We start from the raw sequence: 16,264 nt of genomic DNA on the forward strand, positions 1-16,264 counted from the left end.
GAACGGCGACGGTGCGCCGTTCCATACCGGCGAACATCAAATCTTCGCCTCGATCATGTCTGCGATGCGCCGGCGCAGAGCATCATGAGGAATGCGATCAAGCACCGGCTCAAAGAACCCTGTGACGATCAGGTGGATAGCGTCGTCCCGCGGAATGCCGCGCGAACGCATGTAGAACAACTGCTCCTCGTCCACCTCGCCGCTCGTCGAGGCGTGCCCCGCTCTGGCGACATCGTTGGTATCAATCATCAAACCAGGGATCGAGTCGCTACGCGCCTTTGGCGACAGGTGCAGCGCGTGCTCTTCGAGGCGCGAAACCGTGGCGCGGCTCTGATGCTCGATCTTGATCATTCCATCAAAGGTCGTGTAACTCTGATCTTTCACCACGGTTTTGAAATCCATATGCGCTTCGGTTTTTGCACCGATATGGCGGAGCCAGGGCGCCGTCAACAGATTTTGATGATCGCCGGCGAACGTGGCGGCCACCCATTCGACGCGCGAACCATCCCCTTCGAGAGATGTTTCCGCCTCGATATGCTGGACGCGCGCGCCCAGGTTCACCGCTGCCCACTCAATCGTCGCCCCGCGCCCGACACGCGCCTTTTGGGCGCCAATGTGGTACACATCTTCGCCCCACGTTTGCACCGCAATGAAACGCAACGTCGCATCATTTCCCAGGAACATTTCAGTAACCGGCGCCGCAAACGCCTGATCGGACGCCGCAGTCGAATGATACTCCTCAACGAACGTCACATTGGCGCCGTCGTCGAGGATGATCAGGTTGCGCGGCATGATCGCCCCGCCGGGGATCGGCATCGAGAAGACTGCCGTCAGTGGCAGTTCGACGGTAACGTTCTTCGGCACATAGAGGAAGACGCCATCGCGCCAGAGCGCCGCGTTGAGCGCCAGGAACTTATGGCGCGTCGACACGATGGCAGCGCCGAGATGCTGCCGGATGAGCGCCTCGTGAGAGCGGAGCGCCTGTTCCAGCGTGACCAGCACCACTCCTTTTTCCGTCAGGTCTTCTTCGTAATAGACGCTGGTCGCAGCGGTGTCGGCGGCGACGATCACCTGTTCCGGCCTGAACTTCGACAGATCGGTACGACGCCAGTAGGGCGGTTCAGCCGAGGCGAAGAAACGCCATGCTTCCACGCGCTGCGCGGTAAGCCATTCCGGTTCGCCCGCAGCCTGCGACATCTCGGTTACCAGAGCGTCGCTGATTTCGCCAAGTGGAGGGAACGTCTTCATAGTCACGCGCTTGCAACCTCCTCGCGGATGAAGTCGTACCCCTTCTCTTCGAGTTCGAGCGCCAGTTCGGGTCCGCCCTCGCGTACAATCCGACCATCCATGAGCACCGACACAAAGTGCGGCTTGATGTAGTTCAGCAAACGCTGGTAGTGAGTAATGACCAGCACGCCCATCTCGGGATGCTGCGCATAGAGGGTGTTCACACCCTGCGCAACGATTTTCAGCGCATCGATATCAAGCCCCGAGTCGGTCTCGTCCATAATTGCCATGCTGGGTTCCAGCATCGCCATCTGGAGAATCTCGATGCGCTTCTTCTCACCGCCGGAGAAACCTTCGTTCAGATAGCGGCGGGCAAAACCCTCATCGATGCCAAGCGCAGCCATCTGCTCACGCAGTTGCTTGCGGAACTGCGCCATCGGAATGGCGGTTTCCTTCGGGTCCTTCCCCTCCTCGGCGCGATGGGCGTTGATCGCCGCGCGCAGGAAGTTCGCCACCGTCACTCCTGGAATGGCCACCGGGTACTGGAAGGCGAGGAACAGCCCGAGTTTCGAGCGCTCGTCCGGCTCAAGTTCGAGAATGTTGCGCCCCTGATACCAGACCTCGCCGCTGGTTACTGTGTAGCCGGGGTGACCCATCAGGGTGTACGCCAGCGTGCTCTTACCACTGCCGTTCGGTCCCATGATGGCATGAATCGAACCGGCTTTGACCGTCAAATTGACCCCTTTGAGGATCTCTTTGTCCTCGACGCTGACGCGCAGATCGTTAATGACCAGATCGCTGTTCAATGCAGGAACTCCTGTATTCATAGACAAACGGTTGAATGACCACTATGGAAACGCGCTAATCCGAAGATCGCGCAATCTGGAAATGGCAATTGCGACGCCCTTCGCGGATGGTTCCTTCGAGTTCCACCCGCTCGCCGAGCACCTGTTCGAGCATGCGGCGCTCCATTGTGCATACCCCGGCATGCTCCTGCGCCACGTCGTGGTATGGGCATGAGAACACCTGCAAGGCGCCCTCGGGCGTGACGGCAACCGGAATGCCGCGCGCTTCGAGCACGACGCGGAGACGCATCAGGCGCTCCTCCACGTCATCACCGACGACATGACCGCGATACTCCTCCGCCATGCGGCGCCCAACCGCTTCGAGCAGTGCATTGAGGCGTTCTTTCCCCTCGCGGCTGGCAATCTCACGCATCAGCATCGTCACCAGCGTATCGTACTCTTTGGGGAACAGGTCTTCAGCGCGCGATGTCAGCGAGTAGACCAGCCTGGGACGCCCCAGACCGCCGCGCACCTGCCGCGTCGCCAGCAACCCTTTCGCCTCCAGGTGTGCCAGGTGCTCGCGCACTGCCGTCGTGCTGATGCCCAACAACTCTTCCAGGTCTTTGATCGTCGCTTCGCCATGACGCCGCAGGTAGGTCAGAATCTTCCCTGCCGGCGAATCTTCGGTATACTGCGCCAGTGTCATCGCATTATTCCTCCACGCTTCGTGCGCAGTATACCAGACGGTGATGCTATTGTCAATAAAAACAGAAGAAACCGTGAATATTGATCTCAATAATGGCGCTACAACCTGCCGGCGACATGCCCGACGACCAACTCCTCCACCACAACGTGCGGCGGATGGGACGCCAGGCCAGCGATGGCAGCGGCGACATCCGCCGGTTGCAGCATCGCTGCGCGGTTCCAGTCGCCCGGAAGATCGTCCCATAATCCGGTATCGGTTGCCGCCGGCAGCACCGCCGTGACGCGCACGCCATGTGGACGCAGTTCTTCGCGCACCGCGCCGAGCAACCCCAGGGCGCCGTGCTTGGCGGCGCAGTAGGCCGACCAGTTGGGGAAGACCTGACGTGCCGCCACTGAAGCGACGTACACCAGCAAGCCGCCATTGTGCATGAATGGCGTTGCATGTTTGCAGACCAGGAAGAGGCTCGTCAGGTGAACGCGCACCTGCTCTTCCCAGTGTTCCTGGCTGATCTGCGTGACCGGTGCAACATAGGCGCCGCCGACGCTGTGGACGATCAGATCGATCCGTCCGGTTGCTGCGGCTGCCTGCGCTACCAGATGCCGGACATCATCTTCGGCGGTAACGTCGCATGGCGCAATCGTCGCCAGGGCGCCGGCGGCGCGCACTTCCGCCGCCACATCGTCCAGCAGGTGAACCGAGCGCGCCGCCAGGGTCATGGACGCACCCGGCGCGGCGAGTGCGAGCGCCGTCGCTCGCCCGATGCCCCGGCTGGCGCCGGTGATGAGGATGGTCTTCATCTTCAAAATGCCCGTACCCGTAAGGGCAGGTCTGAGACCTGGCCCTACTTCAACAATGCCCGTACCCGTAAGGGCAGGTCTGAGACCTGCCCCCTATCAGCCCCTACGGGATCATGCGCGCTCGATATGCGCCATAAACTCGCTGCGCGTCTTCGGATCGTCGCGGAAGACGCCGCGCATCGCCGATGTGACCATGGTGGCGCCCGCCTTCTTAACGCCGCGCATAACCGCGCACATGTGCACGCCCTCAGCGACGACCGCCACACCCAGCGGTTCGAGCCGCTGATTGATGAAATCGGCAATTTGCACTGTCATCCGTTCCTGTACCTGCAACCGCCGTGCGAACATCTCGACGATGCGCGGGATCTTGCTCAATCCCACGACTTTGCCGTTGGGAATATAGGCAACGTGCACCCGTCCCATAAAGGGGAGCATATGGTGCTCGCACAGGCTGGAGAACTCGATATTCTTGACCAGCACCATTTCGTCATAGCCGACGCTGAAGATCGCCTCGTTGATCAGCGCATCGGGATCGATGTGGTACCCGGCGGTCAGTTCCGCGTACATTTTGGCGACGCGCGACGGGGTCTTCAGCAACCCTTCGCGCTCGGGTTGTTCACCGATCTGTTTCAGGATGACGCGCACGGCGTCTTCAATCGCCGGGTCGGAGTGATAACTCACGCCTTCGAGTTTGCCGCGCCCCTGAACGATGAGCGGTTCGTACTCATGCTCGTCGATATCTGCAAGTGCACGGTCATGGTGGCCATTATGGTATGTCATCGGTGTTGGTCCTCGATACTACAAATCCGGTTGCCCGGTACTTCAAGGCGGTCTAAGTAGGAAGATCAACCGGATACCAGACAATCTCGTGATCGGAGTTGGCTGAGCTTGTCGAAGCCAACGCTAACCGCTCCACAAGCGCAAGCGTGTTTGTCCGGGTTTAGATTGATCTTCCTTAATAAGGCGACGCTAGAGCAGATCTCAAGCCCGCCCTTATCCCTTGTTACTTCGCGGTGATGGTGGCATATGGGCGTTTGGGCAGTCTCGTGAACGGCAACCTCAGATTCTGAGGCTTTACCTCGTGTTCGGCAGCGATGCGCCCGGTCCGGCATATTCAAACACGTTTTTGCGCGTTTCCCACAACTTCAGATGGCGCAGCCGCCCCTCGAAGCGCGGCGCGAGTTCCTGCCACAGATAGATCACAATGTTCTCGGCAGTGGAGGGTTGTGTGGCAAACGCAGCAATTTCACGGTCGAGATGCCGGTAGTCGAGACGGTCGAGTACGCTGCGCACGATGCGGTCCATTGCTGTCAGGTCGATGACCATGCCGGTATCAGGGTCAACAGGCCCATCGACGCTCACCTCAAGGGTATACGTATGACCGTGCCCGTTCGGATTGTTGCACTTGCCGTAGATTGCCAGGTTCTCTTCATCGGAAAGCATCGGCGAGTGCAGCCGATGTGCAGCAGAGAACGCGTACATGCGCGCAAAGGTCGTGTCATCCGCTCCGTCATACTCCGCCCATAGATCGCCGGTTTCATACAGGCGCAACCGCACCAGGCGCGCTGTGTCCGGCAAACGCGCCGCTATCAATCGCCACAGCACCCGCACAATGTTTTCGGTCGTCGGCAGTTGATCGCGAAAGTAGGGCGTATCCTCATTCAGGTGCTTGTGATCGAACTCTTCCAGCACTTCCGACACCAGCGCTTTGAGTTCGGTCATATTCATGACCATGCCGGTGCGTGGGTCGAGATCGCCGGTAATCGTGACATCGAGTGTATAATTGTGCCCATGCCCATACGGATTGGCGCACGGTCCAAAAACGCGCTCGTTCTCCTCAGCGCTCCAGTCGGCTCGCCAGTAGCGATGCGCTGCGGAAAACTCGAAACGACGAGTTGCGTAAACCATGAGCATGTTCTCCTTCCTTACCCTCAGCGCATACATCGCCCGCATTCACACAGGCTCGACCGGGCTTCAGCGACAGAGGGTTGACAAGTCTCATCTGCATAACGCACGCAGTATCTGCCTCGCCTTTTGGGCGAAACAGCAGGGAAGCCGACCTCTTGCTTCTCGTTCGGGGAGCCGGGCGAGACCGGGGGCGTATGACCGAAGTGTACCGCGTTATGCACCTGTATAACAATACACTCTTTGCACGGGTTTTGTCAAGGATGGTGGTTGTGAATGCAGGCATGATGCGCCCGGCGCCGCTGCGGGCACGAAGCTGATACTAATGTAGGTCATTGCTGCAAAAAGCGGTAATCACGAAGGTAACCACGAAGGTCACCAAGGGACACGAAGGAAATGCACTTCATGGTTCTGCCCCTTCGTGCGCTTCGTGCCCTTGGTGGTGAAGCCTCTGTGCAGCAACCACGAAGGTCGCCAAGGGACACGAAGGAAATGCACTTCATGGTTCTGCCCCTTCGTGCGCTTCATGCCCTTGGTGGTGAAGCCGGTGTGCCGTGGACTCAATACCAACTTGCGGTCAGTCAGACGACATGTTCGTGCGTTCGTTGGGCAAGGCGCAACGGTCAACGAGCATCGGCAGGCGTGTCGTGGACCGCAGCTGGTATGAGCAACCTCGGTCTGCCCGGCGGCTGAAGCCGCGGGCTACGGTTGCAAAGCCCGCCTGCGCAGGCTATACCGAATTCATGCCCGCGCAAGATCAGACAGAGGCGAGTCTCAGCCCCGCCCCTGCTTAATGAGGCAGATGGGTGGGACGCTGCCTCGTCTGTACCGGCGTTCTAATGACCGGCAAGGTGTGTTGCCGGAAAAAGAGTTACCCTTGTGAGAGGCTATCAGGCGGAATCCGATCCAGAGCGAACTTCATCCGTTCCAGCCCTTCCAGCAGCAGCGTTCGTGGGCAACCGAAGTTGAGGCGGACGAACCCTGCGCCGCCGGCGCCGAACGGCGTTCCGTCGTTCAGCGCCACTTTTGCTTCGCGGAGGAAAAACTCGTATGGGTTGCCTTTGATGCCCGCCTCACGGCAATCGAACCATGCCAGATAGGTCGCCTGCGGTACAGTCGTTTTGATCTGTGGCATCTGTTCGGCGACAAACTGCGTAACAACATTACGATTCTCTGTGAGATAAGCGAGCAGATCGTTCAGCCAGTCGCTGCAATCGCGGTACGCCGTCTCCATTGCCGCCAGCGCAAAAGAGTTGAGCCAGGGCACGATGCCGTCCATTGCGGTCATCAGGCGCTTTCGCAGGTTCGGGTTGGTCACAATGGCAAAACTGGCTTTGAGGCCCGGGATGTTGAAGGTTTTGCTGGGCGCCATCAGAGTGATGGTGCGGCTGGCGATCTCAGGCGCGAGTGTGGCAATCGGCGTGTGGCGCGTATCGCCGAACAACAGATCGCAATGGATCTCATCGGAGCAGATGATCAGATCGTGCTGCTCGCAAAAGGTCGCCATCCGCATCAATTCTTCGCGACTATATGCTTCGCCGGTTGGATTGTGCGGATTACACAGAATAAAGAGGCGCGTGCGGTCATTCACAGCCGCTTCCATGCGCTCGTAATCCACCCGATACGCGAAGGTTCGTCCATTTGGGATCGGCGCCAATTCCGCCATTTGCACCACGCGCCCCTGATTGGTCGGAGCGGTGAGGAACGGCGGATAGACCGGCGTCTGCACCAGCACGCCGTCACCGGGTTCGCCGATGGCGCGGCAAACGGCGTTGAGACCGCTCACCAGACTGGGGATGTAAACGATCTGCTCTGGTGTGATGTCCCATTGGTAGAGACGGTGCATCCGCTCGCAGATACATTCACCGAGCGCGGGTGATGGCAATTCGTAGCCAAAATCGTCCATATCGACGCGGGCGTGCAGCGCAGCACGGATCGGCGGCGGCGCAGGGAAGTCCATGTCCGCCACCCACATAGGGAGCACATCATCACCATAGAACCTCCACTTAATGCTTCCGGTGCGGCGGCGATCAAAGACCTGATCGAAGTCGTGTGGCATAGATGGCATGATTCCTTTCTTCCAGGGTATCTTTTGGGCGGTTGGCAGCGATTATTTCTCATAGAGCGATCAACCTGAACCTGGACAATCACGAACATGGAGCGGTTGGCGTTGGCTGAGCCTGTCGAAGCCAACGCCAGCCGCGAGACGGTCAACATGGGCAACATTGTGCAACTTCTGGTTGATCGCTCTCTACGGATCGGAATGGGCGTCAGGGGCGCCGCACGCTCCGGTGCGTCCGCATGAGATGCCATTGTAATGCCTCATGTGCGCATCGCCTGAAAGATCCAGGGAATTCTTATTGTACTATAACACCTGGTAATCCAGGTGTTATTCCATAAGTTGGGACGGACACATCCGTCGGTACAATCCTGCTCAATGCCCTGTAGCAGAGAAGGAGCGAACGTTGGCGGCAAAAATCCTGGTAGCAGATGACAACCCCGTCATGCGTGAAGCGATTGTCCGCTTTGTCGAAGCGGAAGGGTATGTCGCGCTGGCAGCGTGCAATGGGCGTGAGGCGCTGACCCTGGCGCTGAAAGAACTGCCAGACCTGGTGCTGCTCGACGTCACGATGCCGGACTATGACGGATTCGAGGTGTGCCGTCGGCTGAAGGAGGAGCCACGCACTGCGCTGATACCGATCACCATGCTGACCGTGCTCGATGCCCCGGAGCACCGTCGGCGCGGCATCGAGGCGGGCGCCGATGACTTTCTGACCAAGCCGTTCGATGAGCGTCTGCTCCGCGTCCGAATTCAGTTGCAACTGCGCACCAAACGCCTGACCGATCAACTCGAGCGCACCGAAAGCGTCATTGTTGCATTGGCGCTGGCGGTTGAGGCGAAAGACATGTATACCGAGGGGCATCTCTGGCGTCTGGCGTACTATGGCGAGCAACTTGCGACTGCCGCCGGCATGGGGCGCGACCTGAGGCGCGCCGTATGGCAGGGCGGGTTGTTGCACGACATTGGCAAGATCGGCGTGGCAGACAGTATTCTGCGGAAGCCGGCGCCGTTGACTCCTGAAGAGTATGCGCAGATCAAGCAGCATCCTGAGTGCGGCGCGCGGATCATCGCTCCCATGCGCTTTGCGCGCGAGGTGTCGCCGATTGTGCTCGGTCACCACGAGCATTGGGACGGCAGCGGCTATCCGTGTGGACTGCGGGGTGAGGAGATTCCGATTGGCGCACGGATCATTGCTATCGTCGACGCCTACGATGCCATGACCACGGATCGCCCATACCGGCGGGCGCTGTCGCCAGAGCGCGCCGTTCAGCGGTTGCGCGCACGAAGCGGAGTTCAGTGGGATCCGGATCTGACGGCGCTGTTTATTGCGCTGATCGAGCAAAAACGTCTGATTGCGCCAAATGATACTGGTATTGCGCATCATACCTCGGCGGCGTGACGCACGTCAGTGACGAGTGATCCAGATGACCCACAGACCTGCCATGCCTGCCAGCGTGACGATCATCTCGGGTATCAGGATGGCTGTCGCACCCTGCAACCCAAACGCAGGCGCGACCCCCACAGCCAGCAGGTTGACCAGCGTATGCGTCGCGATTGCCAGCCAGAGCCACCAGATCTGTCCACGTCGAAAGACCTGCACCACCATCACTGACAGCGCCACGTGCACCGGCAGCGTCCAGAGACGTTCCCACGCCCCAACCAGCGGCAGCCAGTCGGGTTGTGCAGCGACTGCGGCTAACTGCTGGCGCGCCAATTCATGTTGCTCATCCGTCAGCGGCAGCGCCGCCAGATCGACTGCGCTCAACGCCAGAAGATTGATCAACCCCAGAAGCGTCAGACCGGCGACCAGCACCATCGACTCCAGACCGCCATGCCCCAGACCATACATCACGGCGCGCGACCAGGTTTTTTCTTCACGAAACAGCCAGCGATACCCCACGTAGCGGCCAATCTCCTCTGCAAGCCCGGCGGTCAGCGCCAGCGCCGCCAGCCAGCCGAAGAGCAGCGGGCGTGACGCCTGCAACTGTGGCGCCAGCGCCCCCTGGATTGCCAGTACAATCGGAACGCGGGTGATTAACTGGAAGATAAGAAAAATGACGGCGCCGTAAGCGAAATAGCGCCAGGAAACGTGCAATCTGCGACTGACGAACCACGCTGCTGCCAGTGGAAAGAGCGTCTCGAACAGGATCGCGACAATCGTTGCCGCAACCCGTCCGGTGCTTATTTGAAAAGAAGGCTCCATTCAGCGCAGGGTTACATACACGATTGCCAGCAGCATCACACCGCCAAGCACGCCATACTCCCACATCACGCGACGGGTTAACGTTCCTTCAAGATATCCCTGCAACAGGCTGGTAATAATGTAGAACAATGCCAGCAGCAAAGCGCCGCCGATCAGAAACGACGTCGCCCAATAATTGAGCGCCCACGTCGCTTCCGCCAGCGTCAGACCGACGAGCAGCGACAGCGTGAACAGATTGCGCGCGGAGGTCTGGGAGAGCAACGCATACGCGAGGAGCGCGGCGCTGGCGCCGATCAGCGTGGCGGAGTAAAGAGTGCGCATACGGGCATAATAGATGGCGCTGAACACCCCGAATGCCAGCAGCAGCGCCATCGCCTGCAATGCCAGACGCGCGCCCTGGCGCACACTGGTCCGGCGGTCGAGCGAATAGTGTTGCGCCACCAGCGCGCCGAACAGAAACCCGCCAGCGGCGATCAGCGCCAGTACGAACGCGAGCGTCTCGATACTTGCGCTGAAGAGGCGGAAGAAGGCAAATGACGCGATGATCGCAAACGACGGCAGAATCCAGAAGGAGGGCGCCAGTTCGACGTGCACAATGCCAAGGTTCACGATCGGCAACGATCGCGTCTGTATCTGTGGATGCGCGCGAATGAAGATATCCGCCCCTGTGCTGGCGATCACTACCAGCGAGGCGATCAACAGCCACGAGACGGTAATCGCAGGAAAGTCGCCGCCGAAACGTGCGCGCAGAATATTCGGGTTGACATCGATCAAAAAGACGACCGCCAGCCCGACGAGCGCCAGCAGCACCAGCGACACAATCCGATCATACCGTGGTGCAGGGTTCATACTGTTCCGACCTCAATCAAACCGGATTAAGCGGCGGTCACCCCTGGGTCCAGTCGCGCAGCGCCTGGAGGAGCAGGCGTACACCGACGCCGGTTGCGCCTTTCGGCTGATACGCCTTGGGTTTCGCGTCGGTCCATGCCGTTCCGGCAATGTCGAGGTGCGCCCAGGGATAGTCGCCGACGAAGGCATTGAGAAACGCGGCAGCCGTGATCGCGCCCCCCTGCCGCCCGGTAGAGTTGCGTACATCGGCGATCTCGCTTTTGACCATCTCGCGGTACGGTTGCCACAGCGGCAATTGCCAGGCGCGCTCGCCAGCCACCTCGCCAGCGCGCAGCAGCCGCTGCGCCAGCGCGTCGTCATTCGCAAACAGCCCAATGGCGTGCGGTCCGAGCGCCACGCTGATCGCGCCGGTCAGCGTCGCAAGATCGATGATCGCCGACGGATTGTAGCGTTGCGCATAGGTCAGAACGTCCGCCAGCACGATCCGCCCTTCGGCGTCAGTATTCAGCACCTCGATCGTCTTGCCGCTGAGGGTCTTCAGGATGTCGCCGGGGCGATACGCCGACCCGTCCGGCATATTTTCCGCTGCGCCGATCAACGCCACCACGTGCAGCGGCAGGCGCAATTCCGCGGTGGTATGCAGTGCGCCAAGCACCGCAGCTGCGCCGCTCATATCCATTTTCATTGCGTCCATATTCTCGGCAGGTTTGATTGAAATCCCGCCGGAGTCGAACGTCATTCCCTTCCCCACCAGGCAGATGGTGGGCCCATCGGCATACTGCGCGCCATAGTCGATGGCGATGAAGCGCGGCTCATTCGTCGATCCCTGCCCAACGGCAAGAATGCCGCCAAACCCCTGCTCGCGCATCTCTGCCGGACCCAACACCGTGATAGGCAGATCGAATGCTGCAGCGAGTTCACGCGCGCGTTCCGCCAGGCGCGCCGGCGTCAGATCGTTAGGAGGAAGGTTTGCCAGGTCACGCGCCAGATTGACGCCGCGCGCAACCGCTCCACCGCGCGCAACGCCGCGTGCGGCTTCCTCCGCTGCATCACCCGGCGCTAGCAGGGTCAGTTCATCGACCTCGCGGCGATCTTCCGGCTTGAGGTCGCTCTTGTACTCCAGGAAGCGGTATCCTCCAAGCAGACTGCCTTCAGCAATGGCAGCAGCAACCGTCTCGGGGGTCTGATCGGGCACGACCGGTAGTGCAAACGCGAATCGCTCGACCTTCAGTTCTCGCGCGCGCTGCATTGACATTGCCGCAACTTCACGCAGCTGGTCGAGATCGAACGACGAACGTTTGCCCATGCCGATGAGCAACACCCGCCGCGCAGGAAGCGCGCCGCGCGGGTAGATCAATAACGTCTGTTTCGCCTTGCCCGACCAGTCGCCCGGCTCGATCAGATCAGCCAGGGGCGATGCGAGCGGCTCATCTTCCCACAGAGCGAGAACCAGCAGGTCGGTCGCAGTGGTCAGAGGATCGCCAGCAGTAACCGTTACGCGCATAAGAGAACTCCGTCGACCATCAGTAGTGGGCGAGCATGTACGCCCTGGAATCGCGTGTTGACATTGTTCAAACGCTGTTTCGAGAACGGAGAGGCATTATACCACGGGACGGCGTTTCCGATATTGCCGTTGCTCTTCACAGCTCAATTGGCGCCCATACCCATGGGGCATATTGGTGTCCCTTCGTGCCCTTCGTGGACGACAGGAATTGACACCCATGACCAGGGAGCATATACTACTCTGCGATTGTTTCTCACAAAGAGTGCAGACCCATGAAGGGCGGAGAGAAGTCATGATCACCGATCAATTTCGAGTGCCGGGCATATCATGCCAGCACTGCGTCAACGCCATCACCAAAGCAGTCAACGCGCTGCCGGGCGTGCGCCAGGTCGTCGTCAATCTGAGTGACAAGAGTGTGCGTGTCGATCACGACCAGCAGGTGACTGCCGATGATCTGATCCGAGCGATCAACGACGCCGGGTATGATGAGGTGGCGGTGCTGGTGTAGGAGTGAGGCGAGAGGGGTGAGGCGAGAGGGGTGAGGCGAGAGGGGTGAGGCGAGAGGGGTGAGGCGAGAGGGGTGAGGCGAGAGGGGTGAGGAGTGAGGGGTGAGGAGTGAGGAATGAGGAATGAGGAATGAGGCGTGAGGCGTGAGATGTCTCGCCTCGTGCTGCTCGCCTCGTGCCGCTCGCCTCGTGCCGCTCGCCTCGCGCCTCTTGCTCTTCGCCTCTTGCCTCTTACCTCTCGCCTCTCGCCTCTTTCCCATCTTCAATCATGTCGCGCTACCGCAGCGGGGCGCCATCGGGCGCCGGCGGCGCTACGTTCGGCAGGCTGAACCGCAGCACCCGCGCATTTCCTCGATCCACGACCACCACCGAGCCATCGGGAGCGAATGCCATCCCGCACGGCAGGTTGACCGATGCGAAGTCGCTGCCGATTCCGCCCCACGTCAGCAATCCAACACCGTTGTCGTCGGTCAGCATCAGCAGATTGCGCAAAGGAACGCTGACGACCACCCGCCCGCCTTGCGCGGCGATGTAGGGGTCCTCGTAGGTTTGCGGTTGCCATCCGGGAATGCGCCAGGTGGCATAGGGCAAAGGATCGACCTGTCCATCTTCACTGCGCGCAAATGCCTGCACGCGGCTATTCCAGGTATCGGCGACGAAGACCGTGCCGTTTTCATCGACGGCGACGCCGATCGGTTCGTTGAACTGCCCGGCGGCGTTGCCGTCATACCCCCACTGGTATTTGTAGTTGCCGTCGCTGTCGGTCACCACGATCCGTTTGTTGCCGGTGTCAGCGATGTAGACGTTTCCTTCGGCATCGACGGCCACGCCGCGCGGACCGAAGAAGTCGAGCGGTCGGGCGAGGTTCTGTTCCTGCGTGCCGCCAGTTGGCGAGGCGCGCCGTCCATCGCCGAAATCTTCGCTCCCGACGCCCCAACTGGCGAGGAATGCGCCCTGCGGGTCGAGTTTGACGACCCGCGCATTCCAGGTGTCGGCGACGTAGATGTTCCCGGCAGCATCGACGGCGACGCCGCGCGGTTCGTAGAACTGCCCGTCGCTGTTGCCGAAACTGCCGATGGTGCGGATCGGCGTCCCGGAGGGGTCGAAGACGATCAGGCGGTGATTGGCGCTGTCCGCTACGATGACGTTCCCCTGGGGATCGACGGCCACGCCGCGCGGCTGGATGAGTTGCCCGGGTTGACTGCCGAATTCGCCGAAGATGCTGGTCGCCACGAGTTTGACGACGCTGCTGGTTGTTGCAACGGCAGACGCATCGCCGACGCGCGCCAGGTCGCGCCGCACCCACACCGACATCTCGCGCCCGTCGAGACGGAGCGGCGGCGGCAATTCGCGGTAGAGCAGGTACCGCCCGGTGTTTGCCCAATGGGAACTGTCGAAAATCCAGAAGATCGGCGCCCAGACCGGCGGCGCGTCCTGTGGTTGTAAGCCGGGGCAGGCTTTCGCAATGTCGCCCGCGCTGCCGGGATAGGCGAAGTAGAAGCGTTTGTAGCCAGCGCTTTGCGGATCGCATTTGTTGCCTTCGGGGAACCACCAGTTCAGTTTGGTGTCGTACAGCCGCACATAATTCGCCTCGAGCGCCTGCTGCGCAGTGGTATTCAGGCTCACACGCGACGCCAGCACCACCGGCGCCAGAATGCGTTCCCCCGCGCCTTGCGGCGGATCGACCAGAAAGGTGTCGGTGGTTGCAGAACGGAATTGATCGGCGTTGCGCAACTCCAGACGCTTAAGGTCGCGCAAATACCAGGTATAGGGCCATGCCAGGCTGCCCTCGCCATCCTGCGCCGGGTCGCCGCTATCCATGATCACCGGCATTGAAAGGCCGCCGGTCGGGTCGTTTACGCCGCGCGTGTTGCGCGTCTGGCTGATCGCCAGATCGCGGATCTGCGCAACAATCAGCGGCGTATCGGGTGTACTCTGGGTGTAGATCAGCGGCTCGACCGGCGTATCCGGGTGGTCATAGACGACCAGCCAGGCGGAGCGTAGCGTATACGCGCCTGCCAGTGCGGCAACCGTCAGTGCGCAGAGAGCCAGCGTTGCGCGCACCCCGGCCCATTGAGTGATACGAACAATCAGGTAGATCAGTGCGCCTGCCAGCATGAGCAGCAGCGCTCCCTGGAGCAGGTTCGTCTGTGCCTGTTGCCCGACCGCAGGTTGGCCGAAGCGCCAGAAGGCAATGGCGATCGCAATGAGCAGCAATGTCAGCGCCGGCGGCGCAAGCCATGCACGGCGGTCGAGCGTTGATGGGTTCAGGATCGCGCCCAGCCGCGCCAGCGCCCATGCCAGCAGCAGGTTGGCGGGCAGCGCAATGTGGGAGTTGAGCCAGGGCATCTTCTCGCCTGCCCACGAGAATGCCACGAACGAGCAGAGGAACCAGAATGCGAGAAACAGCGGAAAGAGCGCCGTCGCCCGGCGCCCGACGAATGACATGTGCGTTTCTGCATTGCCCGGCGCATACTCAATGGTTTCGCTACCGTCGCTCGACGACTGCTCTGTCTGGTCCGAAGCGTTCTGCTCTTTACGGTGCAGCCGCACGCCGCGGGTGAAGAGATAGATGGTCGCCGCCAGGCTGCCAAAAAACGCCAGCGGCTCGTAGAGCGACATCAGCATCAGGTAGTAGTACCATGGTTGATCGCCGCGCGCAAATTCCTGCTGTGATCCGAGCCAGTACGCCAGACCGGCGTACAGCCCGGCGAACACGCTCTGCATATCGGCAAAGAATGCGCTGTAGAGCACCACGAAGATCGACGCAAGAACGCCGAGCGCCACCCACAGCGCCGTGCGCTGCTCCTGCCAGAGCGCGACGAAGCGCGGCACAAACAACGGCGTCGGGTCCCACACCCGCGACATAATCAACCCGCCGCTGGCGACCGTAAAGAAGAGCAGCGAAATGCCGTCGGCGCGCAGTGTCGGCGTCAGGCGACCGTACCACAACCCGGTGATGATGCTCAACTCGACCAGCGCCGCGACGCCGGCAATGCTTCCCAGGGCAATGGTCATCGTCCGGCGCGGCAGCAGTTCGTACAGCACCCGGATGATCAGGAACCAACTGAAGATGAACCCCAGGATGTAGTAGAGTTCGTGGGTTGCCAGCGCCAGCGCGATGCCGACCGCCAGCAGATACAGGTAGCGCGGCTGTGCTGTATCGAGATAGCGGAAAAACCCAATGACAATCCAGAGCGTCCACAGCACCATCAACCCGTCGTGGCGGGCAAACCGGGTGTAATAGAGCAGCGTCGGCGTGAATGCCAGCAGCACGCCCGCCAGCAACGCGCCGCGCGTTCCCAGGTAGGGGCGCAGCATCCAGGCGGAGGCGACGAGCGCAATCCCGGCGAGCGCCTGCGGCAGGCGCGCCTGCATGTCGCCGTCGCCGAACAGAAAATAAGAGAAGAGGGTCAGCACGTAGAGCGATGGTCCATGGTACACCGGATCGTAGCAGTAGGTCGCCGAGACACGATTGCCCCAGCAGATAAAACCGCCTGCGCCGGTGTAGAACTTCCAGCTCATCCAGGCGTGGATCGACTCGTCGTGGTGAAGCGCCATGCGCCCCAGTCCGTACAGATGTGCGATGACACTGGCGATCACCAGCAAGGCAAACAGCAACACATCGCGCGACAGCCACGCCAGGTTCAAAGGGCGATCCAGCCCGGCGGGAGCGGCTGCGACGCTGCGAGGATCACGTGAAAGAATCGCCATCGTTCT

The 16,264-nt window shown here is 60.7% G+C and carries 13 protein-coding genes; 2 read left to right on the plus strand and 11 right to left on the minus strand.

Annotated features, from left to right (window positions below; genetic code table 11):
- Window positions 1–36: 36 nt before the first annotated feature.
- The 7 genes from sufD to AC3EA7_RS16470 form a co-directional block, all read right to left on the minus strand.
- Window positions 37–1,248, minus strand: coding sequence for a Fe-S cluster assembly protein SufD (gene sufD / locus AC3EA7_RS16440; protein WP_488615157.1), 1,212 nt, complete (start codon window positions 1,246–1,248; stop codon window positions 37–39).
- 2 nt (window positions 1,249–1,250) lie between these two features.
- A complete protein-coding gene (gene sufC / locus AC3EA7_RS16445) occupies window positions 1,251–2,033 on the minus strand; it encodes a Fe-S cluster assembly ATPase SufC (RefSeq protein WP_488615158.1) in 783 nt (260 codons plus the stop codon).
- Window positions 2,034–2,088: 55 nt separating this feature from the next.
- Window positions 2,089–2,718 carry a helix-turn-helix transcriptional regulator gene (locus AC3EA7_RS16450; RefSeq protein WP_488615159.1) on the minus strand — a complete coding sequence of 210 codons (630 nt, stop codon included), beginning with the start codon at window positions 2,716–2,718 and terminating at the stop codon, window positions 2,089–2,091.
- Between the two features lie 98 nt (window positions 2,719–2,816).
- Window positions 2,817–3,515: an SDR family oxidoreductase gene (locus AC3EA7_RS16455; protein ID WP_488615160.1), complete on the minus strand. Its 699-nt coding sequence runs from the start codon at window positions 3,513–3,515 to the stop codon at window positions 2,817–2,819.
- A gap of 111 nt (window positions 3,516–3,626) precedes the next feature.
- On the minus strand, window positions 3,627–4,295 hold the full coding sequence (gene folE / locus AC3EA7_RS16460) for a GTP cyclohydrolase I FolE (protein ID WP_488615161.1): 669 nt from the start codon (window positions 4,293–4,295) through the stop codon (window positions 3,627–3,629).
- 294 nt (window positions 4,296–4,589) lie between these two features.
- Window positions 4,590–5,423 (minus strand): 6-carboxytetrahydropterin synthase, encoded by an 834-nt coding sequence (locus AC3EA7_RS16465; RefSeq protein ID WP_488615162.1) that lies wholly within the window; start codon window positions 5,421–5,423, stop codon window positions 4,590–4,592.
- Between the two features lie 868 nt (window positions 5,424–6,291).
- Complete coding sequence (locus tag AC3EA7_RS16470) at window positions 6,292–7,479, minus strand: MalY/PatB family protein (protein ID WP_488615163.1); 1,188 nt, start codon at window positions 7,477–7,479, stop codon at window positions 6,292–6,294.
- Window positions 7,480–7,885: 406 nt separating this feature from the next.
- Between AC3EA7_RS16470 and AC3EA7_RS16475 the strand changes: the two genes are divergently transcribed.
- Entirely contained in the window at window positions 7,886–8,881 is a 996-nt protein-coding gene (locus tag AC3EA7_RS16475) for an HD-GYP domain-containing protein (protein ID WP_488615164.1), read from the plus strand.
- A gap of 6 nt (window positions 8,882–8,887) precedes the next feature.
- Here AC3EA7_RS16475 and AC3EA7_RS16480 read toward each other — a convergent pair whose 3' ends face one another.
- The 3 genes from AC3EA7_RS16480 to AC3EA7_RS16490 are packed head-to-tail and all read right to left on the minus strand — an operon-like array spanning window position 8,888 to window position 12,038.
- Window positions 8,888–9,685 carry a YhfC family intramembrane metalloprotease gene (locus AC3EA7_RS16480; protein ID WP_488615165.1) on the minus strand — a complete coding sequence of 266 codons (798 nt, stop codon included), beginning with the start codon at window positions 9,683–9,685 and terminating at the stop codon, window positions 8,888–8,890.
- A complete protein-coding gene (locus tag AC3EA7_RS16485) occupies window positions 9,686–10,534 on the minus strand; it encodes a DUF5656 family protein (protein WP_488615166.1) in 849 nt (282 codons plus the stop codon).
- Between the two features lie 37 nt (window positions 10,535–10,571).
- Window positions 10,572–12,038: a leucyl aminopeptidase gene (locus AC3EA7_RS16490; RefSeq protein WP_488615167.1), complete on the minus strand. Its 1,467-nt coding sequence runs from the start codon at window positions 12,036–12,038 to the stop codon at window positions 10,572–10,574.
- A 292-nt stretch (window positions 12,039–12,330) separates the two neighbouring features.
- Here AC3EA7_RS16490 and AC3EA7_RS16495 point away from each other — a divergent pair, with 292 nt between their 5' ends.
- Window positions 12,331–12,546 carry a heavy-metal-associated domain-containing protein gene (locus AC3EA7_RS16495; protein ID WP_488615168.1) on the plus strand — a complete coding sequence of 72 codons (216 nt, stop codon included), beginning with the start codon at window positions 12,331–12,333 and terminating at the stop codon, window positions 12,544–12,546.
- A 274-nt stretch (window positions 12,547–12,820) separates the two neighbouring features.
- On the opposite strand, the gene AC3EA7_RS16500 is transcribed toward AC3EA7_RS16495, so the two are convergent.
- Window positions 12,821–16,258: a flippase activity-associated protein Agl23 gene (locus AC3EA7_RS16500; RefSeq protein ID WP_488615169.1), complete on the minus strand. Its 3,438-nt coding sequence runs from the start codon at window positions 16,256–16,258 to the stop codon at window positions 12,821–12,823.
- Between the last annotated feature and the right edge of the window lie 6 nt (window positions 16,259–16,264).

The organism is Roseiflexus sp., from assembly GCF_057785375.1.

What these genes read in the sequence shown, in the direction of transcription:
- sufD (WP_488615157.1), bottom strand. Translation starts at nt 1,248, where the DNA reads ATGAAGACGTTCCCTCCACTTGGCGAAATCAGCGACGCTCTGGTAACC.
- AC3EA7_RS16450 (WP_488615159.1), bottom strand. Translation starts at nt 2,718, where the DNA reads ATGACACTGGCGCAGTATACCGAAGATTCGCCGGCAGGGAAGATTCTG.
- AC3EA7_RS16455 (WP_488615160.1), bottom strand. Translation starts at nt 3,515, where the DNA reads ATGAAGACCATCCTCATCACCGGCGCCAGCCGGGGCATCGGGCGAGCG.
- folE (WP_488615161.1), bottom strand. Translation starts at nt 4,295, where the DNA reads ATGACATACCATAATGGCCACCATGACCGTGCACTTGCAGATATCGAC.
- AC3EA7_RS16465 (WP_488615162.1), bottom strand. Translation starts at nt 5,423, where the DNA reads ATGGTTTACGCAACTCGTCGTTTCGAGTTTTCCGCAGCGCATCGCTAC.
- AC3EA7_RS16470 (WP_488615163.1), bottom strand. Translation starts at nt 7,479, where the DNA reads ATGCCACACGACTTCGATCAGGTCTTTGATCGCCGCCGCACCGGAAGC.
- AC3EA7_RS16480 (WP_488615165.1), bottom strand. Translation starts at nt 9,685, where the DNA reads ATGGAGCCTTCTTTTCAAATAAGCACCGGACGGGTTGCGGCAACGATT.
- AC3EA7_RS16485 (WP_488615166.1), bottom strand. Translation starts at nt 10,534, where the DNA reads ATGAACCCTGCACCACGGTATGATCGGATTGTGTCGCTGGTGCTGCTG.
- AC3EA7_RS16490 (WP_488615167.1), bottom strand. Translation starts at nt 12,038, where the DNA reads ATGCGCGTAACGGTTACTGCTGGCGATCCTCTGACCACTGCGACCGAC.
- AC3EA7_RS16495 (WP_488615168.1), top strand. Translation starts at nt 12,331, where the DNA reads ATGATCACCGATCAATTTCGAGTGCCGGGCATATCATGCCAGCACTGC.
- AC3EA7_RS16500 (WP_488615169.1), bottom strand. Translation starts at nt 16,258, where the DNA reads ATGGCGATTCTTTCACGTGATCCTCGCAGCGTCGCAGCCGCTCCCGCC.